24 protein-coding genes are annotated in these 25,938 nt (G+C 73.8%); 7 read left to right on the top strand and 17 right to left on the bottom strand.

The features are described 5' to 3' along the window. Positions 1 to 21: 21 nt before the first annotated feature. The 3 genes from CP968_RS31790 to CP968_RS31780 all read left to right on the top strand — a co-directional run bounded on the left by CP968_RS31790 (position 22) and on the right by CP968_RS31780 (position 3,214). On the top strand, positions 22 to 1,458 hold the full coding sequence (locus CP968_RS31790; RefSeq protein WP_150521273.1) for an alpha/beta hydrolase family protein: 1,437 nt from the start codon (positions 22 to 24) through the stop codon (positions 1,456 to 1,458). A gap of 218 nt (positions 1,459 to 1,676) precedes the next feature. Beyond that, a complete protein-coding gene (locus tag CP968_RS31785; protein WP_150521272.1) occupies positions 1,677 to 2,420 on the top strand; it encodes a L,D-transpeptidase family protein in 744 nt (247 codons plus the stop codon). 146 nt (positions 2,421 to 2,566) lie between these two features. After that, entirely contained in the window at positions 2,567 to 3,214 is a 648-nt protein-coding gene (locus CP968_RS31780) for a molybdopterin-dependent oxidoreductase (RefSeq protein WP_150521271.1), read from the top strand. On the opposite strand, the gene CP968_RS31775 is transcribed toward CP968_RS31780, so the two are convergent. Together CP968_RS31775 and CP968_RS31770 are read right to left on the bottom strand one after the other, a co-directional pair. Continuing rightward, positions 3,130 to 3,951 carry a class I SAM-dependent methyltransferase gene (locus CP968_RS31775; RefSeq protein WP_150521270.1) on the bottom strand — a complete coding sequence of 274 codons (822 nt, stop codon included), beginning with the start codon at positions 3,949 to 3,951 and terminating at the stop codon, positions 3,130 to 3,132. The two genes, CP968_RS31780 and CP968_RS31775, sit on opposite strands and share 85 nt — an antisense overlap. A 372-nt stretch (positions 3,952 to 4,323) precedes the next feature. Next, complete coding sequence (locus CP968_RS31770) at positions 4,324 to 4,914, bottom strand: GNAT family N-acetyltransferase (RefSeq protein WP_306419970.1); 591 nt, start codon at positions 4,912 to 4,914, stop codon at positions 4,324 to 4,326. A 439-nt stretch (positions 4,915 to 5,353) separates the two neighbouring features. On the opposite strand from CP968_RS31770, the gene CP968_RS31765 reads away from it, so the two are divergent. Further along, entirely contained in the window at positions 5,354 to 6,268 is a 915-nt protein-coding gene (locus CP968_RS31765; RefSeq protein WP_150521269.1) for an SAM-dependent methyltransferase, read from the top strand. Further along, positions 6,265 to 7,386: a terpene synthase family protein gene (locus CP968_RS31760; protein ID WP_229886910.1), complete on the top strand. Its 1,122-nt coding sequence runs from the start codon at positions 6,265 to 6,267 to the stop codon at positions 7,384 to 7,386. The genes CP968_RS31765 and CP968_RS31760 overlap by 4 nt, the downstream gene beginning before the upstream one ends. A 56-nt stretch (positions 7,387 to 7,442) precedes the next feature. On the opposite strand, the gene CP968_RS31755 is transcribed toward CP968_RS31760, so the two are convergent. The 7 genes from CP968_RS31755 to CP968_RS31725 all read right to left on the bottom strand — a co-directional run bounded on the left by CP968_RS31755 (position 7,443) and on the right by CP968_RS31725 (position 13,991). After that, positions 7,443 to 8,861 (bottom strand): cytochrome P450, encoded by a 1,419-nt coding sequence (locus CP968_RS31755; protein WP_229886911.1) that lies wholly within the window; start codon positions 8,859 to 8,861, stop codon positions 7,443 to 7,445. Further along, positions 8,858 to 9,478, bottom strand: a complete 621-nt coding sequence (locus CP968_RS31750; protein WP_150521267.1) for a GTP-binding protein — start codon at positions 9,476 to 9,478, stop codon at positions 8,858 to 8,860. The genes CP968_RS31755 and CP968_RS31750 overlap by 4 nt, the downstream gene beginning before the upstream one ends. Beyond that, entirely contained in the window at positions 9,459 to 9,818 is a 360-nt protein-coding gene (locus CP968_RS31745; protein ID WP_150521266.1) for a DUF742 domain-containing protein, read from the bottom strand. The genes CP968_RS31750 and CP968_RS31745 overlap by 20 nt, the downstream gene beginning before the upstream one ends. After that, positions 9,815 to 10,219 (bottom strand): roadblock/LC7 domain-containing protein, encoded by a 405-nt coding sequence (locus CP968_RS31740; RefSeq protein WP_189829160.1) that lies wholly within the window; start codon positions 10,217 to 10,219, stop codon positions 9,815 to 9,817. The genes CP968_RS31745 and CP968_RS31740 overlap by 4 nt, the downstream gene beginning before the upstream one ends. Before the next feature lie 6 nt (positions 10,220 to 10,225). Continuing rightward, positions 10,226 to 11,752, bottom strand: coding sequence for a sensor histidine kinase (locus CP968_RS31735; protein ID WP_150521264.1), 1,527 nt, complete (start codon positions 11,750 to 11,752; stop codon positions 10,226 to 10,228). A 317-nt stretch (positions 11,753 to 12,069) separates the two neighbouring features. After that, positions 12,070 to 12,735 carry a response regulator gene (locus CP968_RS31730; RefSeq protein WP_150521263.1) on the bottom strand — a complete coding sequence of 222 codons (666 nt, stop codon included), beginning with the start codon at positions 12,733 to 12,735 and terminating at the stop codon, positions 12,070 to 12,072. Continuing rightward, entirely contained in the window at positions 12,732 to 13,991 is a 1,260-nt protein-coding gene (locus CP968_RS31725; RefSeq protein WP_150521262.1) for a sensor histidine kinase, read from the bottom strand. Before CP968_RS31725 ends, CP968_RS31730 begins: the two co-directional genes overlap by 4 nt. A gap of 203 nt (positions 13,992 to 14,194) precedes the next feature. Here CP968_RS31725 and CP968_RS31720 point away from each other — a divergent pair, with 203 nt between their 5' ends. Beyond that, positions 14,195 to 14,620, top strand: coding sequence for a DUF2690 domain-containing protein (locus tag CP968_RS31720; RefSeq protein ID WP_167536887.1), 426 nt, complete (start codon positions 14,195 to 14,197; stop codon positions 14,618 to 14,620). Positions 14,621 to 14,752: 132 nt separating this feature from the next. Here the strand turns inward: CP968_RS31720 and CP968_RS31715 are convergent, their stop codons facing one another. The 5 genes from CP968_RS31715 to CP968_RS31695 all read right to left on the bottom strand — a co-directional run bounded on the left by CP968_RS31715 (position 14,753) and on the right by CP968_RS31695 (position 22,104). After that, the gene (locus CP968_RS31715; RefSeq protein WP_150521260.1) at positions 14,753 to 15,025 is read right to left on the bottom strand and encodes a DUF3253 domain-containing protein; all 273 of its coding nucleotides are present in this window, start codon (positions 15,023 to 15,025) and stop codon (positions 14,753 to 14,755) included. 36 nt (positions 15,026 to 15,061) lie between these two features. Continuing rightward, complete coding sequence (locus tag CP968_RS31710) at positions 15,062 to 16,378, bottom strand: diacylglycerol/lipid kinase family protein (protein ID WP_229886912.1); 1,317 nt, start codon at positions 16,376 to 16,378, stop codon at positions 15,062 to 15,064. Positions 16,379 to 16,531: 153 nt separating this feature from the next. After that, positions 16,532 to 16,957, bottom strand: coding sequence for a DUF6003 family protein (locus CP968_RS31705; RefSeq protein ID WP_150521258.1), 426 nt, complete (start codon positions 16,955 to 16,957; stop codon positions 16,532 to 16,534). A gap of 155 nt (positions 16,958 to 17,112) precedes the next feature. Continuing rightward, entirely contained in the window at positions 17,113 to 18,525 is a 1,413-nt protein-coding gene (locus CP968_RS31700; protein ID WP_150521257.1) for a serine hydrolase domain-containing protein, read from the bottom strand. 195 nt (positions 18,526 to 18,720) lie between these two features. Continuing rightward, on the bottom strand, positions 18,721 to 22,104 hold the full coding sequence (locus CP968_RS31695; RefSeq protein ID WP_150521256.1) for a CARDB domain-containing protein: 3,384 nt from the start codon (positions 22,102 to 22,104) through the stop codon (positions 18,721 to 18,723). Between the two features lie 379 nt (positions 22,105 to 22,483). Here CP968_RS31695 and CP968_RS31690 point away from each other — a divergent pair, with 379 nt between their 5' ends. Further along, on the top strand, positions 22,484 to 23,044 hold the full coding sequence (locus tag CP968_RS31690) for an EF-hand domain-containing protein (protein ID WP_150521255.1): 561 nt from the start codon (positions 22,484 to 22,486) through the stop codon (positions 23,042 to 23,044). A 106-nt stretch (positions 23,045 to 23,150) separates the two neighbouring features. Here CP968_RS31690 and thpD read toward each other — a convergent pair whose 3' ends face one another. The 3 genes from thpD to ectB all read right to left on the bottom strand — a co-directional run bounded on the left by thpD (position 23,151) and on the right by ectB (position 25,879). After that, positions 23,151 to 24,050 carry an ectoine hydroxylase gene (thpD, locus tag CP968_RS31685; RefSeq protein WP_150521254.1) on the bottom strand — a complete coding sequence of 300 codons (900 nt, stop codon included), beginning with the start codon at positions 24,048 to 24,050 and terminating at the stop codon, positions 23,151 to 23,153. 62 nt (positions 24,051 to 24,112) lie between these two features. Next, positions 24,113 to 24,517, bottom strand: coding sequence for an ectoine synthase (locus tag CP968_RS31680; protein WP_150521253.1), 405 nt, complete (start codon positions 24,515 to 24,517; stop codon positions 24,113 to 24,115). A 96-nt stretch (positions 24,518 to 24,613) separates the two neighbouring features. Then, positions 24,614 to 25,879, bottom strand: a complete 1,266-nt coding sequence (ectB, locus tag CP968_RS31675) for a diaminobutyrate--2-oxoglutarate transaminase (RefSeq protein ID WP_150521252.1) — start codon at positions 25,877 to 25,879, stop codon at positions 24,614 to 24,616. Positions 25,880 to 25,938: the final 59 nt, after the last annotated feature.

Here is a 25,938-nt window from a genome sequence, read left to right as displayed (position 1 = left end):
TCCGGGCTACGTTCCGCTGGTATGACGCACGCACCGCGCTCACCGCACCCGCCGCACCCGCCCCTCGCCCCCGCGTCCGGCCCGACCCGCCGCGCCCTGCTCGTCGCCGGTGCGGGGGCGGGGGCGGCGCTCGCCGCGGGCTGCGCTCCGGGCGGTTCACCCGGCTCGCCCGCGGCCACCCCCGGCGGCTCCGCTTCCACCGGTGCGGCATCGGGCGGCCTCACTCCCGGTGCGATGACGCTCTTCAAGGACCCCGCGTACAACTTCAACGGCCTCCTCGCGCTCGGCGCCGCCGGGGCCGGGGCCGCGGAGGTCGGCGAGGTCCTCACCGCGGTGAACGCGATCAACGGCTCCGGCCTCTCCGCGCAGACGTTCGTCGAGACCTTCCGCTCCCTCGGCGACCAGCTCCTGAAGGCGCCCCCGGGCGCGCCGGCCGACGACCAGAGCAAGCGGTTCCGCGCCCTGCGCGCGGCCCAGTACTACGGGCAGGCGCTGTTCTTCGTCCTCGGCTCCGACGACCCGGGCAGCGAGGAGCGGCTGTACCGGGCCGGACGCGGCGCCTGGGACACCTTCTGCGACCTGTGCGAGCCCGCCGCGGTCAAGGCCACGGTGCCGTACGGCTCGACGCCGCTGCCGGTGTGGTTCTTCCGGCCCGACGCGTCGGGCACCCCGCGCCCGACGGTGATCCTGACCAACGGCAGCGACGGCCAGAACGTCGACATGTGGACCTACGGGGTTCCGGCCGCGCTCGAACGCGGCTGGAACGCGCTCGTCTACGACGGCCCGGGCCAGGGGCAGTTGCTCTTCGTGGACCGGGTGGTGTTCACGCCCACCTGGGAGAAGGTCGTCACTCCGCTCGTCGACTGGCTGGCCGCCCGGCCCGACGTGGACCCCGCCAGGATCGCTCTGACCGGACTGAGCATGGCGGGCGACCTCGTCCCCCGGGCGGCGGCCTTCGAGGACCGGCTCGCGGCGGTGGTCGCCATGCCCGGCTGCGTCGAGCCGTGGCTGGGCTTCCCGGGCGAGATCCGCCAGATCCTCACGCCGGACAAGCAGCAGACGAACGACATCTGGAACAAGCGGGTGGTCCCGGAACTGCCCGCGGCGGCGGCGGCCGTGATGAAGAAGCGCTTCGAGCCGTTCTCCGTCCCGGCGATGCTCGAAGCGCGTCAGGGCAGGCTGTTCACCGACTTCTACACCCCCGCCACCCGCATCCGGGCGCTGTCCATCGCCTCCGTGATCGGCCGCATCAAGGCGCCCACCCTGGTCCTGGACTACGAGGGCGAGCAGTTCTACCCCGGTCAGCCCCGCCGCCTCTACGACGCGCTCACCTCGCCCAAGGACTACGTGAAGCTGACCGCGGCCCAGGGCGCCCAGCTCCACTGCTCCCCGATGGCCCCGCAACTGCACTGCGAGGTCGTCTTCGACTGGCTCCAGCGGAAACTGGCCTCCGGCTGATCCGGCCCGGGGGCGGTCAACGGCATTGACCGTCGGGTGATTCGGGCTGATGTTTCCACAACCCCGTTCTCCCCTCCGACGGGGCCGAGGGGGCCGAGGGGGCCGGCCGGCGTACTTCGGCCGGACCGGGGCAGTCGGGTGCGGACGGCGTGGTGTGCGCTCCGGGCACGCCGCGCCGTGCCGACCGCCCCGACCCGACGAAGAGGTGCCACCCCACCATGCATGCGCGCCGCGCCGTACCCGCCGTGCTCCTCCTGGCCGCGCTCACCGCCCTGTGGGGGTACGGCCGCTCCTCGCCCGAGCCGCAGCCGGCGCCCGGAGTCCGTACGGGCAACGGGGTGGCGGCCCAGGGGGGTCACGTCGCGGAGCTGCCCGGGCTCGGCGCCGCGACCCGCGGCGCCGTCCCGGCCGATGCCCGGCAGGCGGTCGTGGTCACCGGGGAGGGCCCGGACTCCTCCCGCTCCTCGGTGCGGCTCTACCGGCGCGACCCGGCGCGGGGCTGGATGCCGGAACCGCTCGCCGGAGCCGGCTGGCCCGCGCACAACGGCGAGCGCGGCTGGAGCGACCACCACGTCGAGGGGGACCTGCGCTCGCCCGTGGGCGTCTACGGACTCACCGGCGCGGGCGGGCTGCTCGACGACCCGGGCACGCGGCTGCCGTACGACCGGGAGGCCGCCTTCACCATCGGCGGCACCGGATCCCTGGGCGAGCCGCTCGCCGGGTCCTTCGACTACGTGGTGGCGATCGACTACAACCGCGAGCCGGGCACCACACCGCTGGACCGGACCCGTCCGCTCGGTGCGGAGCGGGGCGGCGGCATATGGCTGCACGTGGACCACAACGGCCCGACCCAGGGCTGCGTCTCGCTGACCAGGCCGCAGATGCGCGAGCTGCTGCTGTGGCTGGACCCGGAGCAGCGTCCCGTGATCGTCATGGGCGACGCCGCGGCCCTGCTCCGCTGACGCCCGGCCGGGCGCGCCCGGCGGCCCCGGCGGGTGGCCGGGCATCCGGCCGGGTTGCTGGCAGGATCGTGGTGCGGCGGCGCACCCCCGCCGTCGCCGCCATCGTGCCGTCGTGCCGTCGGACAGCGAAAGAGGACGAGAACTCCGTGGGAACCGCACCGCTCCCTCCCGGGCAGCGCCTCGCCAAGGGCTGGCCCGTCTCGCACTACGGCCCCGTCCCCAAGTTCCGTCCCGACCGGTGGAACCTCCAGGTGTTCGGCGCGACCGCCACCGGCGACAAGTACGCCTGGACCTTCGACGAGGTGTCCGAGCTGCCCGGCATCACGATCGAGACCGATCTGCACTGCGCGTCCGGCCCCACCACGACGGGGCACGAGTTCTTCGGGATCCCCGCCGCCGCGATCCTGGGTCTTGCTCCCCCGGCCCCGCAGGTCACGCACGTCATGGCCTGGGCGGAGTACGGGTACAGCGCCAACCTCCGGCTCTCCGACTTCACCTCCGGTCGGACCCTGCTGGCCACCCACCACAACGGCGAGCCGCTGACCGTCGAACACGGCTTCCCGTTGCGCCTGGTCGTGCCGCACCTGTACGGCTACAAGGGCCCGAAGTGGCTGCGCGCCATCGAGTACATGACCGCCGACCGGCGCGGCTTCTGGGAGGAGCGGGGCTTCCACAACCTCGCCGACCCGTGGAAGGAGCAGCGGCACTCCTACCAGGAGGAGTGGCACTCCGGCCCCGGCACCTCGGCCTCCCCCTCCGGGACGGCGCGGACGAGGACGAGCGACCCCTCGTAGTACGGCCGCCCGCGCAGGTGGCCGAAGCGCTCGTCCCAGGCCCCGGAGTCGAGGTCCGCGCGCAGCCGGGTGGTGAACCGCTCGCGCACCCCGTCGTCGACGAAGCTCCAGGCCGAGCAGGCCTGGCGGGCGGCGGGGTCCAGGAGCATTTCGGGGCGGCCGTAGTAGGCCTCGTTGAACCCGTCCGTGCAGTCCAGCGGGATGGGCACGGCCCGCACGCTGCCGCGGCCGCCGAGGGCCGCGGCCATCGTCGCGACCGACGGGTGGCGCCGTGCCTCGGTGTCGAGCACCTCGGGCGCGTACCCGTACAGCCAGAAGTTCCGGACGCGGTCGGGGTCGCAGGTCAGCACCACCACGGGGCCGCGGGTCACCCGGCGCAGCTCGCGCAGGCCGGTCTCCACGTCGGACCACTGGTGCACGCTGAACAGGGTCATGGCGCCGTCGAACTCCCCGTCCGCGAACGGCAGGTCCTCGGCGACGGCGTCCACCGCCCTCGGCAGGCCGACGGAGCGCCGGGCGCGCATGGACGGGGAGGGTTCCACCGCCGTGACCGCGCGGGCGGCGGACTCGTAGGAGCCGGATCCGGCGCCGACGTTGATCACCCGGCGCGCTCCGCCCAGCGCGTCGGCGATGAACCGCGCGATGTCCGGGTCGGGCCGCCCGTGGTGTGCGGGGCGGGGGCCGACCGGGCCCTGGTCGACCTCTCCGGCGCTGTCGTCCAAGCTGCGTACATCCATGAGATCCATACCTCGCCTCGTGAGCAGGAATCGGAAGGGGCCGCCCGGGCGGCGCACGGGTGGGACGGCGCACCGGGGCGGGGTGCGGGCGGCTGCCCGGGGAGGGGGCGCCGCCGCCGCGCGTCCGGCCGTCGCCGCACCTTCCGCGCTCCGGGCCCTTCCGTCGGACCAGCCACCGTCGCCGCCTCCACGTCTGCCGGGAACCACAGTCCCCCCATAGTGCATGTGCGATGCCATCGACGTACATCGCCTGGTGCATGCTTGTATATCCCGCCAATAGGCTTGCACTTGTGGATTTGGACTTCTCGCCCGCGACCGGCTCGGCGGCGACTCCCGACCCCGCACGTCGCAAGCCGGGGGCGGGGGGATCCCTCAGCGCACCGTCAGGCGCAGCACCCGGGAGCCGCGGTCCGGGTCGAGCGCCGCGGCCCAGCCGGCCGGCGCGTCGGCCGGGGCGCAGGGCACGAATCCGTGGCGCAGGAAGAGGGCGGCGGAGCCGGTGGTGGCCGTGAACATCACGCGAACGCCGCACCTGCGGGCCCGCGCGTACGCGGCGGACAGCAGCAGCGATCCGACGCCCCGGCCCTGACTGCCCGGCGCCACGCAGAAGTTGTAGAGGACGGCGGTCGCGGGGCCCTCGGCCCGCAGGGCGAGGCATCCGTGGAGCCCCTCCCCGGCCCCGCCGCCGCCCCCGGCGACGAGGAATTCACCGACGTGGTCCAGGTAGTGGTCGGCCGGCCGGGCCCGCAGCGCCCCGGAGCGGACGAACGCACGGGAGAGCGCGTGCAGGCCGGCCGCGTCGCGCAGCCGGGCCGGGCGCACGTCGAGCGGGGCGCCGGGTGCGGCGGTGCGCGGGGGCGGCGCCGCGGGGGCGGAGGGTCGGACGGGGAGCTCCGGACGGGCGGCGAGGTCCGGGCGGAAGGGGGCGCGACCCCCGTGGGCGGCTGTGGCGACTGTGAGCACGTGGTTAGGCTAGCCTTCCCTTACTTATCCTGCAATTCGCCACCCCTTCCCCATCAAGCCCTTCGTCACCGGAAGTTGAGCACGACGTACACCCCCTCCCGCTTCCCGCCCGCAATGCGACGCGCCCGGCGACCTGCAGGTCCGGTGTCCGGTGCGCCGCCACCGCGGCGCGCCGCGCCCGGCGCGCCCGCACGGGCCGCACCCGTGGCGCCGCGGGCTGCGCCGAGGGCCGTCCACGGGGCCGCGACGACCGCCCGAGGGCATGCAGAACGCTTTCTTCCGGCCTCGACGTGACCTGTGCGGTCCCCGAGGGCTGACGTGGCGTCGACGAGGTGCCACGATGGTCCGTGCTTCAACCGAATGCCGGTGCGTGCGCGGCGAGATCGACGGGTGCCACGTCCCGGCGATGAGCCCTACCCCCCGGAGGGACGGACACCCCATGAGCGTCACACCATTCGTATCGTCCTTAGGCAGCGGTCAGGGCGCGGCCGAGGCCGACGAGGTCCGGCTCTACTACCGCCGCAAGACCCAGGACATCCTGCAGAAGTACGGTCCGGGGCCCCGCGTCCACTTCCACGTGGGGCTCTTCTCCCCCGAGTCCCCGCCGCACCCCACCGACTCCCGGGACGTGCTGCGCCGCCGACTGGTCGACGCGCAGGAGCGGATAGTCGAGCACGCGGCCCGGTCCTGGGGCGCGTACGAGACGCCGCCGGGCCGGGTCCTGGACATCGGCTGCGGCCTGGGCGGTGCCTCCCTGTACTGGGCCCAGGAGCACGGTGCGTCGGTCACCGGCCTCACCGTCGCGGCCGAACACCCGCCCCTCATCGCCGGCTTCGCGCGGCAGGCGGGGGTGGCGGACCTCGTCGATCCGGTCCTCGCCGACGTGCACGACCTGGCCGACACGCGCACCTACGACGCCGCCTACGCCAACGAGAGCAGCGGCTACACCGACCGGACCCGGCTCTTCGAGGTCGTCGCGCGGGCGCTGAAGCCCGGCGGGTGGTTCGGGATCCAGGAGCACTTCGTCCGCCGGCCCGAATGGCGCGACTTCATCGACGGCTACTACCGCACGCGGCTCGGCACGTACGAGGAGTACCTGACGGCCGCCGGGGCGGCCGGCTTCGAGCTCGACCGGGACGAGGACGTGACCGACGCGGTGTCGGAGTTCTGGGTGCAGTCCATGGCCTGGAACACCGCCGAACTCGACCGGCTGCAGGCCGGTGGCGAGCCGGTGGCCTGGACCCGGGAGCGGCTCGGCGAGTCGACCATCGCGCACGGCAAGCTCTTCCGGCTCTGGCGGGACCACGCGATGGAGACGCGGCTGCTGCGCTTCCGGCTCGGCGGCCGCCGATGAGCGCCCCGCCGCGCCCCTCGCGGCTCGGACACCCGCTGCCGGCGTTCTACTGCCCGCTGGAGCGCGACCTGCGCCATCCCGAGGCCGAGCGCATAGAGGCCCGGGCGGTCGCCTGGCTGGACGACCACGGCCTGTACCCCGATCCGGTGGAGCGCGCCTGGGGCCTGGCCACCCGCAGCGCCGACTTCTCCTGCCGCATCGTGCCCGAGGGCGATCCGGAGGCGGTGCTGCTGTTCGCCCAGTGGAACTACTGGGCCAACGCCGTCGACGACTGGCAGGACTCGGGCTCCGACGACGCGGGCACGGCCGCCGTCGTCGAGCACGGCGTACGGCTGCTGCGGACCCTGGAGAACCCGGGCGCGGGCGTGCTCCCGGACGGGCCCGTGACCCGTGCGCTGGCCGACCTGGTGGACCGCACCCGGGCCCGGCTGACCCCGTACGAGATGCGCCGGTTCGTCGAGGGCACGCGCGACTGGCTGCTGGGGGCGGCCTGGCAGGCCGCGCGGGCCGAGGCGGGCGGCATGCCGGGGCTGAACGACTTCGCCGCGATGGGGGCGCTGGCGAACGGCACCCGGTTCTCGCTGACCTGGTCGGACGTGGCCCGCGGGGTCCGGCTGCCGGCGGACGTGCTCCACTCGGCGGACGTGCAGGCGCTGACCGACGCGGCCGGTTTCGTGGTCAGCGCCGACAACGACCTGTTCTCCTACGACAAGGACGACCATCTGGAGCCCAGGGAGGTGAACCTCGTCAATGTCCTCGCCCATCAGGAGCACTGCTCCCCCGCGGCGGCCCTCCCCCTCGCGGTGGCCCTGCGCGACCGGGTGATGGTGCTGTTCCTCACGCTGCGCGACCAGGTGGTGGAGAGGGCGGACGGAACCGGAGACGAGGGCGCGCACCTGGCCCGCTACGTGGCGGGCCTGACCCACTACGTCGCGGGCAGCATCGCCTGGCAGAGCCGCGCCCCGCGCTACGCGAGCCCCCGCAACCGCCACGAACTGCCGCTGCCCGGGGCGGGCTTCACGATCCGGTACGCCGACGCGCCGAGCGGCACCGGCCTGCGGGCGCCGGCGCTCCCGGCCCTCGACCACTGGTGGCGCCAGGTCGGCGTCCGCGCCTGAGCGAACGCCGCGGGCCCCGGCGGGCGGCGCCGGGGGCCCGCGGCGCGGGCGGCCGCTCAGCGGCGGCCGAGCAGGCGCCGCCACCAGCTGAGCTCGCGCCGGTGGCCGGCCGGAGCGGGCGCGGCGGTGGGCTGCGGCGGGATCACCGCGTGGCCCGGGTGCCCGGCGGGCTGCTCCGGCTGCGTGTGCGGATGCGGCGGGGGCTCCGGCTGGTCGTCCGGGACGGGACGCGGGGCGAACCGCACCGGCAGGCACTGCAGGTGGCGGGACATCAGGGTGCCGCGCCACTGGAGCCGGCTCGCGTCGACGGCCAGCTGGAGGTCGGGCAGCCGGTCCATCAGCACCTCGATGCCGGTGTCCGCGATGGCCCGGCCGATGTCCTGGCCGGGGCATTCGTGCGGCCCGCTGCTGAACGCCAGGTGGGAGCGGTTGCCGCGGACGGAGGCCGCGGGGTCCGGCCGGATCTGGGGGTCCGCGTTGCCGGCCGCCAGGCCGAGCAGGAGCATGTCTCCGGCCTTGATCTGCCGGCCGCCGAGCAGGGTGTCCCCCGTGGCCCAGCGCCCGATGATCGTGTTGATCGGCGGGTCGTCCCACAGGACCTGTTCCAGGGCGTCGGGCAGGGTCATGTGACCGCCGGACAGGCTCGCCCGGAACCGCTGGTCGGTCAGGACGGTCCGCAGCGTGTTGGCGATCAGGTTCGCGGTGGTCTCGTAGGCGGCGATCAGCACCACCCGCAGGTGCATGAGCACCTCGGTGTCGCTCAGGTTCGCCGGGTGCTCCAGCAGCCAGGAGGCGAGGTCGCGGGCGGGCTGCGCCTTGCGGTCCAGGACCAGCTGCTCCAGCGTGACCGTGACGTAGCGGTCGCTCTGCAGGGCGGTCTCGGTCCCCTGGAGCATGTCCCGGGCCGCCTTGACGAGCCGCGGCCCGTGTTCGTCGGGCGCGCCGACGAGCTGCGTCATCACCAGCATGGGGAGCTGGTCGGAGAAGGCGGGCACCAGGTCGGCCTCGCCGTCCGCGGCGATCCGGTCGACGAGCTGGTTGGCGAAGCGGGTCACGAAGCGCCGGATGCCCCGCTTGTCGAAGCGCTCCAGGGACTCGGTGACCGCGCCGCGCAGCCGCTCGTGGACGGCGCCGTCGGTGAAGTTGCACACCGGGACCCAGGAGACCATCGGGCCCAGCGGGGTGTCGGCCGGGACCCGGCCCTCCTTCAGGTCGCGCCAGCCCCGCGGGTCGCGGGCGAACCGCGAGGGGGTCCGTGCCACGTCCAGGTTCTCGCGGTGGCCGAGGACCAGCCACGCCGGGAGGTCGCCGCTGACCAGCACCGGTGCCACCGGGCCGTGTTCGGCGCGGAGCTTCTCGTACAGGCCCATCGGGTCGGCTTCCGCCTCCGGCCCGTGGAGCCGGTAGAGGCCGCCCGACGCGGCGCCCGCGGCGTGGGCGGGGCACTCGGGGGGCGGGGTGGGGTGGGTACTCACATTGCCTCCTGGGTTGCTGCCTGGGAGTACAGGTAGCGCATGAGGGTCAGCAGGACGTCGCGGGACGAGTCGCGCCGCCTGGCGTCGCACACGAGGATGGGGACCGCCGCGGGGAGGTCGAGGGCTGCCCGCAGCTCCTCGACGGGGTGGTCGGGGGCGCCGGGGAAGGAGTTGACGGCCACGACGAAGGGCACGCCCCGCTCCTCCAGCCGTCCGATGACGTCGAAGCTGATCTCCAGCCGGCGGGTGTCGAGGAGCACGACCGCGCCGAGCGCGCCCTCGAAGAGACCGCGCCACAGGAACCAGAACCGCTCCTGGCCGGGCGTCCCGAAGAGGTACAGCACGAGTTCTTCGTTGATGCTGATGCGGCCGAAGTCCATGGCCACGGTCGTGGTGGTCTTCCGCGCGACGCCCCGCGTGTCGTCGACGCCGATGCCCGCCTTCGTCATGGTCTCCTCGGTCGTCAGCGGCTTGATCTCGCTGACCGCGCCGACCATGGTCGTCTTGCCCACGCCGAAGCCGCCGACGATGACGACCTTGACGGCCGCGGCCGCGGTCTGCGGGAGTATGTCCGCCTCGCGCGGCCCGGCGGGCGCGTCAGAGTTTCTGAAGTCCATCGATCACTGCCTCGATCAGAGCAAGGTCGGGTAGGTGGGCGGCGGGTACGGGCGGGCGGACGTGCACGCGCTTCGCGGCCAGCAGGTCGCCGACCAGCACGATGACCGCGCTCACCGGCAGGCCGGCGTACGCGGCGATCTCGGCCACCGAGAGCGGCGCCTGGCACAGGCGCAGGATGGCCGCCTGTTCGGGCTGCATCTCGGGCCGGGCGGCCGCCCGGGCCACGACCAGGGTCACCAGGTCGAGGTGGGTCGCGGTGGACGGTTCGCTGCGGCCTCCGGTGATGACGTAGAGCCGTTCCGGACTGGCCTCCTCCCAGCTTGCGGGCGGCTCGCTCACGCGGGTTGCCCGTCGTGCCGGGGCGGGCTGCTCAGGTGGTCTCCCATCCGGGTCACCAGGTTGCGCATCTGCGCGCCCATCAGCCCCGCGTCGACGCCCTCGTCCGCGAGGACCGCCAGGTAGGAGCCGTCGCCGGCCGCCATCAGGTAGAAGAACCCGCCGTCCATCTCGATGACGACCAGACGCATCCTCCCCTGGGAGTTGGGCAGTTCGGCGGCCACGGCCCCGGCCAGGCTCTGCAGGCCGGCGCAGGCCGCCGCGAGCCGGTCCGCGGTGTCGGTCTCGGCTCCGTACTGCGCGACGCACAGGCCGTCCGCGGACAGCACGATCACGTGCCGTGTCTGCGGGACGCCGGCGGCCAGTTCCTTGAGCATCCAGTCCATGCTGCTTCGCTGTGTCATCACTGTTTACGCCCCTTTGGTCGCTGAACCCGACGCGTCCTCGCCGTCCTGGCCGGACGAGCCGGACAGTCCGGTGTGGAACGCCTCCAGCCACAGGCCGGGGGCGGCGTCCGCAGCCGGCTGCGGCGCTGCGGCGGGCGGGAAGTCGTAGGTGGTGGCACGGTCTTTCCGGCGCCGCTGCGGCAGGCCGTTGGCGGTACGTTCCGTCACCGGCGTGTCCTCGTCCGCCGGGCCGGGCACGGGCCGGGGCCGGGGTCCGGGCCGGGGTACCGAGACGCCGGCCGACAGGTGGTCGACGGGGTGCTCGCGGGGGGCGGGTGCCACCGCGCGCGGGCCCGAGGAGGAACCGATGCCGTGGGCGAGGCCGGTGGCGGCGGAGGCCGTGGTGATCAGGTGCTGGGGGACGATGACCACCGCGCGGACGCCGCCGTACGCGGAGGAGCGCAGCGAGACCTGGAACCCGTAGGCCTGTGCGAGGCGGCCGACGACGGCGAGGCCGAGCCGGGGCGTCTCGCCCAGGTCGTTGAGGTCGATCCCGGACTGTGCCTGCGCGAGCATCCGCTCCGCCCTCCTGCGGGCCTCCTCGCTCATGCTGAGCCCGCCGTCCTCGATCTCCACGGCGATGCCGGACTGCACCTCGACGGCGGTGAGGTGGACGCGGGTGTGGGGCGGGGAGTAGCGGGTCGCGTTGTCGAGGAGCTCGGCGATGGTGTGGATCAGCGGCTCGACGATGGGTCCCACGACGGCGACCTCGGTGACCGAGTGGAGTTCGACCCGCTGGTAGTCGATGATCCGCGACATCGCACCGCGGAGCACGCTGTAGAGCGTGACGGCCCTGCTCCACTGCCGGCCCGGGCGGGCCCCGCCGAGGACCGAGATGGAGTCGGCGAGCCGGCCGACGAGGGCCGTGCCGTGGTCCAGGCGCAGGAGGTCGCCGAACACGTCCGGGTTCCGGCCGTGCCGGTCCTCCATCTCGCGCATCTCGTGTGCCTGCTGGTGGACGATGGCCTGCACGCGGCGGGCGATGTTCACGAAGGCCCGCTGGGCCGAGTCGCGCAGGTTCTCCTCGTTCTCGACGACGTCGACGACGCGGGCCAGCACGGTCTGCAGGGCCGACCTGAAGCGGGGGGTGAGCGCGCGGTCGGTGCCCCAGCGGTCGCCGGTCCCGCCGCGTCCGCCCAGCGCGGTCAGGACCTCTTCGGGCTGCTCGCCGCGGCGCAGGCGTTCGATGGCCTCGGTCAGCACGACGTCGGCCAGCCGGACGGCTTCGGCTTCCTGGCGGGAGAGGGAGTGCCGGAGCGCGGCGACCCGGGCGCGCTGTGCGGCCGTCGCGCGGCCGCGCCGTACGGCTTCCACGACGGCGGCGGCGGTGCAGGCGGCCGCGAGGGCGATCCACACGGTGCGGGCCGTTTCCGAGGAGGAGACCAGGGATCCGACCAGGCAGACGGCGGCCACGGCCGCGATGGCGGGCAGCGGCCCGCTTATTCCCGTCTCGGGGCGGGGGGATTCGGGTGGAATGTTTTCTTGCGCCATCGACTTCCTCGAACCATCGATAGAGGGGATCTTCTGACCGGTCGGCGGGAGCATAACGACGCCCAACTCGGCAGATCGGCACTTTCGTTGGAGTTCATCGAACCGGAGGACCGATTACGCGCCATGGAGGGCGGAGAAATCCCTCACCTGTGCGGGCGGACACTTCGCGTACGACTGCTCGGCCCGAGGTCCGCGGCTTTGCGCCAGAGAAAACCCCACCGGAATTCGAACGCATTTCTCGCTCATTTTCGGCCGCCCGATGACGTGCCGGAGTTGAAATTCGCAAGGGAACTGCGCTATGGGGCGCCGACGTACCGTCAGGGGGCGCCGGGGACGACCAGGCCCGTCTCGTACGCCACGACCACGGCCTGGGCGCGGCTGTCCAGGTCCAGCTTGGCCATGGTGCGGTTGAGGTGGGTCTTGACGGTGGCCTCGCCGATGTGGAGCCGCTGGGCGATCTCGGTGTTGGACAGGCCCTTCGCGGCCAGGCGCAGCACCTCGCGCTCGCGGGCCGTGAGGGCGTCCAGGCCGGCCGGGGTGTCCGGCACCGGGCAGGCGCGGTGGACGTAGGACTCGATCAGGCGGCGGGTGACGCTCGGGGCGAACAGCATGTCGCCGAGGGCGACGGCCGTGACCGCCTCGATCAGCCGCTCGGGCCCGGTGTCCTTGAGCAGGAAGCCGCAGGCGCCGGCGCGCAGGGCGGCGAAGACGTACTCGTCGAGGTCGAAGGTGGTCAGGACGAGCACCCGGGGCAGCGGGTCCACGGCCCCGGCCAGGATGCGTTCGGTGGCGGCGGTGCCGTCCAGGCCGGGCATGCGGATGTCCATGAGGATCACGTCCGGGCGGGTGCGGGCGGCGGCCTCGACCGCGCCGTGGCCGTCCTCGGCCTCCCCGACGACCTCGATGCCGGGCGCCGCCCGCAGCAGCGCCACGAGACCGGCGCGGATCAGGACCTGGTCGTCGACCACGAGGACGCGGATCATGTCGGCGGCCGCTTCCGCGGTCCGGCCGGGGGCCCTGCGGCGACCGGGAGGGTGAGGCGCACGCGGAATCCCCCCTCGGTCCGTGGGCCGGCGTCGACCGTGCCGCCGTAGAGCCTCGCGCGTTCGCGCATGCCGATCAAGCCATGGCCGGTCCCCGGCGCAACCTTGGCCGGATCCGACCGGTCGCCAGCTCGCTCGGCGCCGGTGGCGGCCGGGCCGGCGCGGCCGTCGTCGGTGATCGTGACCAGCAGTTCGTGCGGCCGGTGGACGACGAGGACGGTGACGGCCGCGTGCCGCGCGTGCTTGATCACATTGGTCAGGGCCTCCTGCACGACCCGGTACGCGCACAGCTCCACGCCGGGCGGCAGCGGCCGGGCGACGCCGTCGGTGCGCAGGTCGACGGCGACTCCGGCGGCCCGCACCCGCTCGGCCACCTCCCGCAGACCGGACAGCCCGGGGATCGGGGCGTACGGGGCGCGGCCGTCCGCGCCGTCCGCCGCGGAGCGCAACAGGGTGAGGATGCGGCGCAGTTCGCGCAGGCCCTCCTGGCTGGTCTCGGAGATCGTCACCAGCGCCGCGCGGGCCTGCTCCGGGGCGGAGGGGAAGACGTATCCGGCCATGCCCGCCTGCACGCTGATCACCGACATGTGGTGCGCGACGACGTCGTGCAGCTCGCGGGCGATGCGGCGTTGCTCCTCGGACACCGCCTGGCGCTCGCGCCACTCCTGTTCCCGGTGCAGGCGGGCGGTGAGCGCGGCCAGTTGGCGGTTGCGCTCGGCGAGGGTGCGGGCGCCGTTGCCGAACGTCCACACCACCGCCGGCACGCCCACGGCCTGCACCACCGTGACGGTCAGGCCGAGTTCGGGGGCGGCGAGGCCGCTGTGGAAGACGACGGCCCCGCAGAGCGCGGCGCAGGCCGCGGTGGTGCGCGGCGGCCGCCGGGCGGCGACCCCGTACAGGGCCATGGCCGGGGCCCAGAAGTTCAGGGACGGCTGGTAGCCGGCCGCGAGGTAGCAGGCGAAGCCGAGGCAGGAGGTCACCAGCGCCCACACGGGGGCGCGCCTGCGGGCGGCGAGCGGCAGCCCGGCCAGCGCGGTCAGGGCGTAGGCGGTGGCGTCGAAGGGCGGCCAGCCCGCCGGGTGGTACTGCCGGCCGATGACGGCCGCGGCGGCGGTCAGGCCGAGGGCCAGCGCGGCGTCGGCGAGCCGCGGATCGACGGAGCGGAGCCGGTCCGCCGGCCAGACCCTGGAGCGCATCGGCGCACCCTACGCGGCGGTCCGGGGCGCGGTCGTCATACCAGGGGTGTAGCGGGCCGGGGCGGCCGGCTGACGCAGGGGTTTACCCCGGGTGTCCACTCTGCGGTTGACGCCGGGGAGGCGGTGTCCGCGGGACCGTACGGGGGTCCGAACGCACGCCGTCCGGCGTGCGGATCAGCTCACGGTCACACCAGGGGGATCACGTGCGGTTCACGAAGAGGGCGGTCGTACTGACGGCGGGCGTCGCACTGCTGGCGGGCATCGGGCTCACGGGTACGGCCGCGCAGGCGGCGGGTACGGCGACGGGCGGGGCCGCGGCGGCGGCCTGTTCCACGTCCAGCGCGGTCACGAAGCGGACGGGGAGCGTCGACTCCATCCGGATCGAGCTGCGGTACAGCACCTCCAGCCGCTGCGCCTGGGGCCGGATCTACTCCGCCGACCCGGGCGACAAGGTGTGGGTCGACCGCTCCTCCAACGGCGGGGGCACCTGGACGGGACCGATGGGCATGACCACGGTCCAGTCCGGCAGCGACACGTACACCCCGGCCTACGACGACGCGGGCTACGTGATGCGGGCCTGTGCCTGGAACGACACCACCGGCACCACGCGCTGCACCGGCTGGTACTGATGCTCCGGCCGCGCGGTCGCCCGCTCACGGGGGGTGGGCGGCCGCGCGGCCGGTACCGTGCGGCCGGCCGGACCGGGGCCGGGACGTCCTCCCGGCCGTCGCGGGGCCCGTACGGACGGCGCGGCCGGGGGGTCAGCGGGCGCGGCGGATCCGGATCGGGCCCCGGGCCTTCGCGGGCTCGACGCGACGGCCGCCCTGGGTGATGTCCACCTCGCCGGCGGCGACCAGCCTGCGGGCCGCCCGGCGGGCCGGTTCCATGAGCGCCCGCCAGCCGTCTCCGTGCCCTGCGTACACCGCCCGGGCGGCGTCCGAGGGGCAGATGGTGGCCGTCGGTCCTCGGCGCTCCAGCAGTTCCAGGATCGCCCGCTCCAGCAGGCGGTCCGTCGTCCGCGCGTTGTCCGCCACTCCCCCAGTGTCGCGCGGGCGCCGTCCCCGCGCGCGTCACCCCGTCCGGGTCAGCGCGAGTTCGACGACGCGGGTCCAGTCCAGGCGGGCGGCGAAGGCGGGCACACCCGGACGGTCGCGGGGCACCCGGACGCGCAGGACGCCCGGGCGGATGGAGCAGCGGACGGGGACGGGCAGGACGAGGGCCTCGCCGTCGACGGCCACGGGGATGCGCGCGGCGTCGGCCGTGACCACGACCTCCCGGGCGTCGAGCGCCGTGACGCCCTCGGCCTGGTCGCCCTTGAGCGCGATCTCGGCGGCCCCCGCGACGTCGGTGACGCGCAGGCTCAGCACGCCCAGCCGTCCGTCGTCGAGCCGCATCCGGCGGCCGGCGCCCAGCGGGTCCCCGGTGGCGTAGTTGTTGTTGCTGACGAGGAGGACCTGGGGATCGTCGAGCCGGGCGCCGTCGACCAGAGCGGTGAGGCGGGCGCCGTCGTATCCGGCGAGGAGGCCCGGAAGGGCCTCCAGGGCCGTGCCGGCCTTGGCGTCGCGGTACTCGGGGTGCTGCACGATCGCCGCGTACGCCCCGAAGGAGACCGTGTTGACGAAGGGGCGTCCCGCGACGGAACCGAGGTCGATCCGCAGCTCCTCGCCGTCCACCAAGGCGTCCAGGCAGGTCGCGGGGTCGTCCCGGTCGAGCCCGAGGTCCATGGCGAAGTGGTTGCGGGTGCCGGCGCAGACCACGAGGAAGGGCAGGTCGTGCTCGGCCGCGACGTCGGCGACCAGGGCCTGGGTGCCGTCCCCGCCGGCCACGCCGAGCAGATCGGCGCCGTCGGCGACGGCTCGCCGGGCCAGCGCCGCCACGTCCTGCCGGGCGGAGGCGTCGAGCAGGACGACCTCGGCGCCGAGGGCCTCGGCCCGGGCGACCAGGCCGAAGCGGGCGACCTTGCCCCCGCCCGACTTCGGATTCATGATCAGCACCGGCCTGCGGGGCGGGGCGCGCCGTACCGCGGGCGGCCGGTCCGGGGTCCGGTCCCGGCGCAGGGCCGCCCAGGCGCAGCTCTGCGCCACGGCCCAGAGGGCCAGGGCCGCCACGGCGACGGCCCACAGGCCGGTGCGGACGTAGAGCAGGAGGACGGCGACGGGGGCGGCGACGGCGAGGCACAGGCCACCGAGCCGGAGGGGCCCGCGCCGGGACAGGGCCCACCAGGCTCCGGCTCCGGCGAGGGCCAGGCCCAGCAGGCCGGCGACGACCACGAGGGCGCTGCGCAGACCGGCCACGACGACGAGCACGACGACGGCGGCGCACGCACAGACCAGCGCGGCACGGGCGAGCCAGGGAGCGCGGATCTGGGGGGCACGCAGGCGGCTCACGTCGGTTCTCCCTCGGTCGACTCCGATCATCGCAGGCGACGGGGGCCGCGCGCCGATTCCCGCGCGCGCCCCGTCCCCCCGTCCCCCCGTCGCCACCCGCGGCCCCACCGGCTCGCGGTGGCGGGCGGGTGGGACGGGCGGAGCAGGTGCGCTTCAGACCTGGGCGGCCGAGGACAGGGTGGTGGGGTCGACGCCGGAGAGTTCGACGATGCGGTGCACGGGTACGCCGGCGGCCAGGGCCCGGCGCAACAGGGCGTCGCGGTTGTCCTCGCTGTCACGGAACGCGAGCAGGTCCCGCTCCGCGCTCGCCACGGAGTCCGTGGCCGTGGCGCGGCGGACCCGCTCCAGTTCCTCCGCGCTCAGCGGCACCGGCAGCCGCTCGGCCTCCTCGGGGATCAGCCCGGTCTGCTCCGGGGGCACCACGCGGACCTCGCGCGAGGCGGGGCTCACGCCCTGGGCGGCGAACCAGGCCCGTACGGCCGGGGTGTCCAGGCACTCCAGTTCTCCGACGACGGCCAGCGGGGTCCCCTGCCAGCCGGTCGGGTCGGACGCGAGGAACAGGTAGGGGTCTTCCGTCATCGTGGGTCACTCTCCTGGCACACCGTGGCTGCTGACGATCATCCGGCTCCTACCCCCTCGCCCCGGGACCACACGGGGTGTCCGCGGCGCCGGACCGCGCATACGGGTGATGCTGCGGCCCCCGCGTGCCCGTCCGGCGGCGCGGGCCCCGCGCGTCAGCGGAGCAGCTGTCCGGGGCCGACGAGGTGCTGCCGCGTGGGCAGCGGGCCGGGCTCCGGTGCCTGGCCCCGCGCCGCCGCGGGGCCGGCCGGGGCCGGGGCCTCGCCGAGCGCGCCGTACACGTGTCCCACCAGGGCCGCGCCGATCGGGTCGGGCAGCGGCCGGCCCTGGTCGTCGAACCGCTCGTACTTCATGAGGTTGTAGCCGATGGCGACCTGCCGCTTGCCGTCCTCGCTGGACAGCGCCCAGGTGCCGGCGCCGAACACCCCGCCGTCGTGGCCCCAGTACCAGCCGCCGCCCGGCAGCTGGAGCGTGTAGATGCCCAGGCCGTAGCGCATCCGCACGGTGTCGCCCGGCTCCGGCTCGTAGGCCGGGACGGTCGTCTTCATCGCGGCCAGGGCGGCCGGGCCGAGGAGCGTGCCGCCGAGGAGCCGGCGGTAGAAGTCGGCCAGGTCGTCCGTGGTGGAGACCAGCGCTCCGGCGGTCCCCGCCCAGGACATGTCGTAGACGCTGAAGTCGCGGGCGGGCGCGATCGTCCCGTACATGGACTCGTACATCTTGGCGTGCGGGCCGCGGATGCGGGCCGACTGCGGGAAGTAGGTGTGCCGCAGTCCGGCCTTGCGGATGACGTTGCGCGTGATGTACTCCTCCGCGTCCTGCCCCGTGGCCTTCTCCAACAGCAGCCCGGCGATGACGTAGTTGGTGTTCGCGTACGCGTACGTGCCCCGTGGTGCGGCGGGCCGGGCGGCGAGGCCGAGGCGGACCAGCTCCTCCGGTTCGACGTGCCGGAAGCGGTTGTCCTCCAGCGTGCCCGCGGGGTCCTCGGCGAGGCCGGGGAAGGCGGGGAGCACGTAGTCGCCGATGCCGCTGGTGTGGTTGAGCAGCATGCGCACGGTCACCTGGCGGCCGCGCTCGCCCCCGACGAGCTCGGGGAGGTAGCGGCCGACGGGGGCGTCGAGTTCGACGCGGCCCGCCTGGACCTGCTGGAGGACGGCGACGGCGGTGAAGGTCTTGGTGATGCTGCCTATGCGGTGTTCGAAGTCGGGCCGCACGGGCCGCCCGCTGTCCACGTCGGCCACGCCGGCGGCCCCGCGCCAGGTGGCGGATCCGTCGCGCACGGTGGAATAGGCCCCGTACATGCCGGCGTCGCGGAACGCGTCGAGCGACTGCCGCAGCGCCGCCCGGTCGAGCGGGCCGCCGTCCGGACCCCGGACGGCCGCGGGACCGGGGGGTGCGGCGGCCGGGGCGGCCGCCTGGGCCGGGAGGACCAGGGCGGTCACGGACAGGACGGTGGCCGAGGCCAGGACGGCCAGCCGCGTCGTGCGCCCGGCCGGGCGCGGCCGGCGCGCGGGGCCGTCCTGCGGGATCGGGCCGTGGGGGTGGATACGGTCGGAACGGGTGCGGCTCATGGGCACTCCTGGTGCGTCGGCAGCCGTACGGTCGCGGGCTGGTCCGTCCATCCTCGGACGGATCTCCTGACGGCCCCTCACCCCGCAGGACGATCTTCCGCACGAGAAGCACGTGACGTTTGTCAGTTGCGCCGACGCCGACCGGTGCGCCGTCCGGGCCGCCGCCGGTCGGGGCGGCGGCCCGGAGAGCCCGTCCTATCCTCCGTTGATCACGAACTGCGATCCCGGTTCGACGAGGACGTCGCCGTCGGCGGAACCGGTGATCGTGACGTTCGACAGGGTGGCGCTGCCGCGCGCCCCGCCGTGGGCCCGGATGCCCGCTCCGTTGTTCGACCCGTCGATGCGCACGTTGGTGATCTTCGCGTCGGGTACGGCGCCGCCACCGGACTTGAACTGGATCCCGTCGTAGGTCGAATCGTGGATGTCGGTGTCGCGGACGACCACGCCCGGGATGGGCTGGTTGGCGGCGAACAGCGTGATCGCGCCGAACTCCTGCGCCTCGCCCCAGAAGGCCCCGCCGGTGCGGAAGAGCCCGTTGCCCGCGATCAGGGTCTGCCCGGAGAAGGGCAGCGGATCGTGGTCGGTCGCGAGCATGATGCCCGGATAGTTCATGGTGTCGTAGATCAGGTTGTTCTCGATCGTGTTGCCGTAGCCGCCGTAGACGGCGATGCCGTTGGCCCGCCACGGCAGCTGGATGGTGTTGTTGCGGAAGTGGTTGTCGTGCCCGACGTCGACGGACTGGTCCTTCACGTACTTGCTGGACCAGACGGCGAGGGCGTCGTCACCGGTGGTGCGGAAGGAGGAGTTGAAGACCGTGGAGTTGCGGGTGCCGTTGGCGAGGTTGATGCCGTCCGCGTAGGTGTCGCGGACGCGCATGCCGCTGAACTCGACGCCGTCACCGGGGCCCCACAGGGCGGGGATGTTGTCGTAGTCCCGGCCGACCCAGACGCCCACGTTGGCGTGCTCGATCCACACGTTGGTGATCTTCGTGTTCTTGCCGAAGCGGCCGTTGAGGCCCACTCCGCCCTCGGCGTTGCCGTCGCCGCCCCGGATGGTGCCGGAGCCGAAGATGGCGAGGTCGGAGATCTGGGTGTTGTCGTCGATGTCGAAGCCGAAGTTGCCCTCGTGCGGATGGTTGATGCCGCCCGCGTTCTGCGGCGCGGTCAGCGTGTAGAGCTGGGAGTACCACATGCCCGCGCCCCGGACCGACACGTTGCTGATGCCCACCTGGTTGTACTGGCCCCGGTTCAGCGGGTCGTCGGTGAGGATCTTCTGCTCCTGGCGCCACTGTCCCTGCGGGATCCAGACGCAGGCGATCTGCCCGTTCTGGTCCGCCGTCACGGCCTTCTGGAGGGCGGCCGTGTCGTCGTTGCCGTCGTCGGGGACCGCGCCGTAGTCGGTGATCGAGGTGCACTCGGCCGGCTTGGGCGCCGGCGGGGCCACCTGTTCCAGGTCGACCAGGTCGATCACGTAGTAGGCGGCCGTGTCGCCCGCGTCGCGCTGGAGGCGGAACGTGGTGCCCGCCGGGTAGCTCCGCGCGAGCAGCGCGTGCGATTCGTCGAAGAGCCTGCGGGCGTCGCCACCGGGGGTGTTGGTGAGGCCCTCGGGACTGTCGGTGTTGCCGTAGAGCCAGCTGTGCTGGGAGGACAGGGTCAGCTTGCGCTCGAAGCCGCCGTTGACGTAGAGGCTCAGGGTGGCGTCGGCCCCGCCGCCGCCCGGGGCGTCGGGGACGGAGTTGCGCACGACGATCGAGTTGGCCGCCCCGGTCGAGGTGAACTGGACGTACTGGCCGGTCGAGGCGAGGCGGACGGACGCGCGGCCCGAGGACTCGGTGGCGAAGTTGGTGTGGCCGAAGGTGCGCTTCGCGTCGGTCCGGAGCAGGGTGCCGGTGTACGTGCCGGCCTCCGCCTCGTACGCGGTGTACGGGAGGGCGGCGCCCCGGCCGACGACGACGGTGCGGGTGTGGCCGTTGTTGGTCTCGTTCGTCTCGGCGACCAGTCCGGTCGCGTCGGCGGTGGCGGTGACGGCGGCTCCCCCGCCGACCGCCGTCCAGACGCCGTTGATCGGCACGTTGACGGTGGCTCCGGCGGCGACGGCCGGGGTGGTGCCGTTCAGCGTGGTGCTCCCCGCGACCAGGCGGGTGATGGTGCCCGCGGCCACGGCGGCGGTGCCCCGGTTGTGCACGGCCACGGTGAAGGAGACCGGCGCGCCCACCGCGGGGTCGGCCGGGTCGGTGGTCAGGGAGAGGACCTCCAGGTCGGGTCCGGGGGCCTGGCCGACGACGAGCTTGGCGGGCGCGGTGCGGCTGTTGTTGGTGTCGTCCTGCTCCGGGACGGTGTCATCGGGGTCGACGACGGCCGAGACGGTGTAGCTGCCCGTCGGCCGCTTGCCGACCGCGACGGGGACGGTGGCGGAGGCACCGGCGGCGAGGGCGCCGACCTGGGCGCTTCCGGCGACGGCTCCGTCCAGGCTGACGCTGACGGTGGTGGCGGCGGAGGCGGTCGTACCGGCGTTGCGGACGGTGGCGCCGACGGTGACGGCGTCGCTCTCGGACGGCGCCGCCGGGGACCACGACAGGGCGGTGACCGTCAGGTCGGAGTGGGGGGCGGCGGCGCCGATGACCTGGAACTCGGCGACCTGGCCCCCGCCGGCGCCGGTGTTGCCGGAGAACGCGAGCCGGACGTCCGCGAGGCGGCCGGTGACGGGCAGGGTGACCGTGTTCCGGTTGCCGGACGGGCTGAACACGTGGTCGGCGCGGGCCCGCAGCGAGGTGAAGCCGGTCGCCGACTGCTCGCGGCCCAGCACTTCGATGCTCTGGGTGCGGGTGCCCCAGGCCGGGTCGGGGTTCAGCTTGAGGACCACCCCGGTGACGTCGGCGTTGGAGCCGAGCTTCACGGTCAGGGTGGACTGCTGGGCGCCCGCTTCCCAGTAGCTGGTGACGTTGTCGTCGTTGGCGTTGGCCGCGATGAACTGCTGCGTGGTGGAGGAGGCCTCGATGGGCTTGCCCTTGGCCAGGTTCGCGCCGGTGGGCGGCGTGCCCGGGTCGCCCGGGTCGCCGCCCCCGGCGACGCCGTAGACCTCGAACTCGGAGAGCTGCGCGGCCGGCCAGCCGGTGTTGGCGCCGACCGCGACGCGCACGTGGCGCACCGTGGCGGGGGTGAAGCCGATGGTCGCGGTGTTGCCCTGGACCGGGTCGAACACCCGTCCCGCCGAGGCGGACAGGGTGCTGAAGGCGGCGCCGTCGGTGCTGCCCTGGACGGTCAGCGTCTGGGTGCGCCTCTCCCAGGAGGCGGGCAGTTTCAGGACGACCTGGTCGACGGCGGCGCTGCTGCCGAGGTCGACCTGTATCCATTGCGGAAAGGCGCTCGACGGGCTCTCCCAGTACGTGCCCTGGTGGCCGTCCGTGACGTTCGCGGCGCCGTATCCGCCGAGCGATCCGCTGGCGCCGACCGGTTTGCCGAGGGCGAGGTTGGGGCCGCCCGCGGCGGCGGCGGAGGTGACGGGCAGGAGTCCGAGGGCCATCAGCCCCGCGACGACCAGGCCGGCCAGCAACCGCCGGCCGCCGTGCATCCATCTCATGCTGTCCTCTGTTCCATGGGGGGCCGGGCGGGTGCCGGTGCACCCGCCCGGTGGAGCCGAACGTGGGACGTCAGCAACCGCCGGGGACTGATTGCCTAAAACTTGCGGAGTGTTCTTGATTTTTTGAGCGATCTGATCGCTGATATGCGGTCATGGCGTCACAGGTTTCTCTCAGATGACGACTTTGTCAACGGCCCGCACACGCTCGCGCGGTGAGCGGCACGGCCGACGCAGTGGTGACCGGCGCGGCGGACCCGCGCGCCGGACGGCCGCGTTCACCGCGGAGTGGGGGATTCGGCGGTACGGGCCCCGGCCCGGCGGCACATGCCCGACCATGGGCGGACCGGGCGGCCCGGCCCCACCGACCAGAGAGGTGTCCATGGAGATTTCGGCGTTCCTCGACCAGAAGCTCACCCGCCGGTTCGAGACGTACGACGGCGATCGCGACGGGTTCGTCGGGCGGGAGGACTTCGAGACGGGGGCGGCCCGGACCGCCGAGGCGTTCGGCCACGCGCCCGGGTCGCCGGCCCGGCAGCGCCTGCACGATCTGAGCCTGGCGCTCTGGACGCACCTGGCCCGGGTGGCCGACGCGGACGGCGACGGGCGGATCAGCGAGGCGGAGTACAAGGCCGCCTTCGCGGCCGGGCTGCTGGAGACGCCCGAATCCTTCGACGAGGGCTATCTGCCCTTCCTGGACGCGATCATGGACATCGCGGACGCCGACGGGGACGGCCTGCTCACCCAGGAGGAGGAGGTCCGCTGGACCGGTGCGCTGATGAACCTGCCCGAGGCCGACGCCCGCGAGGTCTTCCGGCGCCTGGATCAGGACGGTGACGGCCTGATCGGCCGGGCCGACCTGCTGGAGGCGATCCGGGCGTACTACTTCGACGAGGACCCGGGCTCGGCGGGCAGCTGGCTGCTGGGTCCGCTGGCCGGCTGAGCCCAGGGCCGCGGACCGGGCGGGCCGTGCGCGAGGGGCGGGGGTACGACCCGTACGGGTCGTACCCCCGCCCCTCGGCGGATCGCACCGGTGGTGCGCGCGGTCGTCAGCGCACCGCGGTCACGTCCCGGGCCGCGACGAACCCGGGGCGCCGGACCGGAGCCGCGAAGGGCTCCTCGGGTGCGTTGTCGACGCTGTTGAACACGAAGAACACGTTGCTGCGCGGGTACGGCGTGATGTTGTCGCCGGAGCCGTGCATCGCGTTGCAGTCGAACCAGGTGGCCGAGCCGGCCCGGCCGGTGAACAGCCGTATCCCGCAGGCCTCCGCGAACCGGCTGAGGGCCTGGTCCGAGGGCGTGCCCGCGTCCTGCATCCGCAGGGACTTCTTGTAGTTGTCCTTGGGCGTCTCGCCGGCGCAGCCGAGGAAGGTCCGGTGCGAGCCGGGCATGATCATGAGACCGCCGTTGGTGGGGTGGTTCGGCGTCAGGGCGATAGACACCGAGACGGTCCTCATGCGCGGGAGTCCGTCCTCCGCGTGCCAGGTCTCGAAGTCCGAGTGCCAGTAGAACCCGCGGGCGCCGAAGCCGGGCTTCACGTTGATCCGCGACTGGTGCACGTAGACGTCCGAGCCGAGGATCTGCCGGGCCGTCCCGACGACGCGCGGGTCCGCCGCCAGCCGGGCGAAGGCCTCGCTGATCCGGTGCACCTCGAAGACGGAGCGCACCTCCTGGGAGGTGGGCTCGATGATCGAGCGCTCGTCGGCGCGCACCGCGGGGTCGGCGACCAGCCGGTCCAGCTCGCCCCGGTAGACGTCCACTTCCTCGGGGGTGATCAGCTGGTCGACGGGGTGGAAGCCGTGGCGGTCGAAGGCTTCGAGTTCGCGCCCCCACAACGGGCCCGGGGTGCCGGGCTCGGACCACACGACGGGGTCCTGACGGCCGATCAGCACCTCCTCGGGACCTCGGGTCGGGTAGACGTCCGCACTGCGCTCGGTCGTGGTGCTCATGGTGTTGCCTGCCTCTCCTCTCGTCTTCCGTGCATCGCCCGCGTGCGGGGCGCGGTCACCCCTCAGACGGGGTCCGGCTCGGTGAGCAGCGGGTAGACGCCGTTCTCGTCGTGGTCCTCGCGCCCGGTGACGGGCGGGTTGAAGACGCACAGGCAGCGGAAGTCCCGCTCGACGCGCAGGGTGTGCCGCTCGTGGCCGTCGAGCAGGTACATCGTCCCGGGCGTGATGCGGTAGGTGCGCCCGGTCTCCTCGTCGGTCAGCTCCGCGTCGCCCTCCACGCACACGACGGCCTCGACGTGGTTCGCGTACCACATCGACGTCTCGGTGCCGGCGTAGAGCACCGTCTCGTGGAGGGAGAAGCCGACGCGCTCACGGGCGAGGACGATGCGCTTGCTCTCCCAGGTGCCGGACGCCGCCTTCACGTGCCGGTCGGTGCCCTCGATGTCCTTGAAGGAACGGACGATCACTCTGATCTGCCTTTCTTCGCGTGCGGTGTACTCGTGTGCTCGTACTCGTCTGCTCGTACCCGTGTGCTCGGTGGCCCGGCGCCGCGGCGTCGGGGGTCAGGCCGTCTCCCGGACGGAGCGGGTCAGGACCTCCAGCCCCTCCTCCAGCTCGGCGGGCGACAGCGTGAGCGGCGGCAGCAGCTTCACCACCTCGCTCTCGGGCCCGGAGGTCTCGACGAGCAGGCCGTGTTCGTAGGCCCGCGCGCAGACGGCGCCGGCCCGGGCCTTGTCCTGGAACTCGATGCCCCAGACCATTCCGCGGCCCCGATGGCTCGCGCCCAGGTGCGGGTCGGAGCAGAGCTCGGCGAGGGCCGCGTCGATGCGCGCGCCCTGGAGGAGGCTGCGCTCGCGCAGGGCGCCGTCGCGCCAGTAGGTGTCGAGGGCGGCGGTGGCCGTGACGAAGGCCGGGTTGTTGCCGCGGAAGGTGCCGTTGTGCTCGCCCGGCTCCCAGATGTCCAGCTCCGGCTTGAACAGGCACAGGGACATGGGCAGGCCGTAGCCGCTGATGGACTTGGAGACGGTCACGATGTCCGGGGTGATGCCCGCGTCCTCGAAGGAGAAGAAGCTTCCGGTGCGGCCGCAGCCCATCTGGACGTCGTCGACGATGAGGAGCATGTCGCGGCGCCGGCACAGGTCGGCCAGCCGGCGCAGCCACTCCGGGCGGGCGACGTTCACGCCGCCCTCGCCCTGGATGGTCTCCACGATCACGGCGGCGGGCTGGTTCAGGCCGGAGCCCTGGTCCTCCAGCAGCCGTTCGAACCAGATGAAGTCCGGCGTCCGGCCGCCGAGGTAGTTGTCGAAGGGCATCGGCGTGGTGTGGACGAGGGGGACGCCGGCTCCGGCGCGCTTGAAGGCGTTGCCGGTCACGGCGAGGGAGCCGAGCGACATGCCGTGGAAGGCGTTGGTGAAGGAGACCACGGCCTCGCGCCCCTTGGCCTTGCGCGCCAGCTTGAGCGCGGCCTCGACGGCGTTGGTGCCGGTGGGGCCGGGGAACATGACCTTGTACGGAAGGCCGCGCGGGCCCAGGATCGCGGACTGGAAGGCCTCCAGGAAGTCCCGTTTGGCGGTGGTCGACATGTCCAGGGCGTGGGTGATGCCGTCCCGCTCGATGTAGTCGAGGAGCGCACGTTTGAGGACCGGGTTGTTGTGGCCGTAGTTGAGCGATCCGGCGCCGGCGAAGAAGTCGAGGTAGTCGCGGCCGCGCTCGTCGTACAGCCGGCTGCCGCTCGCCCGCTCGAAGACGGTCGGCCAGGCGCGGCAATAGCTCCGGACCTCGGACTCCACGGTCTCGAAGACACTCAGAAGCGGCTCTGTGATGGTCAAGGCGTTCTCCCTGGGTGTGGTGTGACGGCTGCAACGGGTGATGTCATGGACGTGCGGGG

The sequence above is a fragment of the Streptomyces subrutilus genome, assembly GCF_008704535.1.
In the GTDB taxonomy this organism is placed as follows: Bacteria; Actinomycetota; Actinomycetes; order Streptomycetales; family Streptomycetaceae; genus Streptomyces; species Streptomyces subrutilus.
This window is presented reverse-complemented; position numbering and strand designations above follow the sequence as displayed.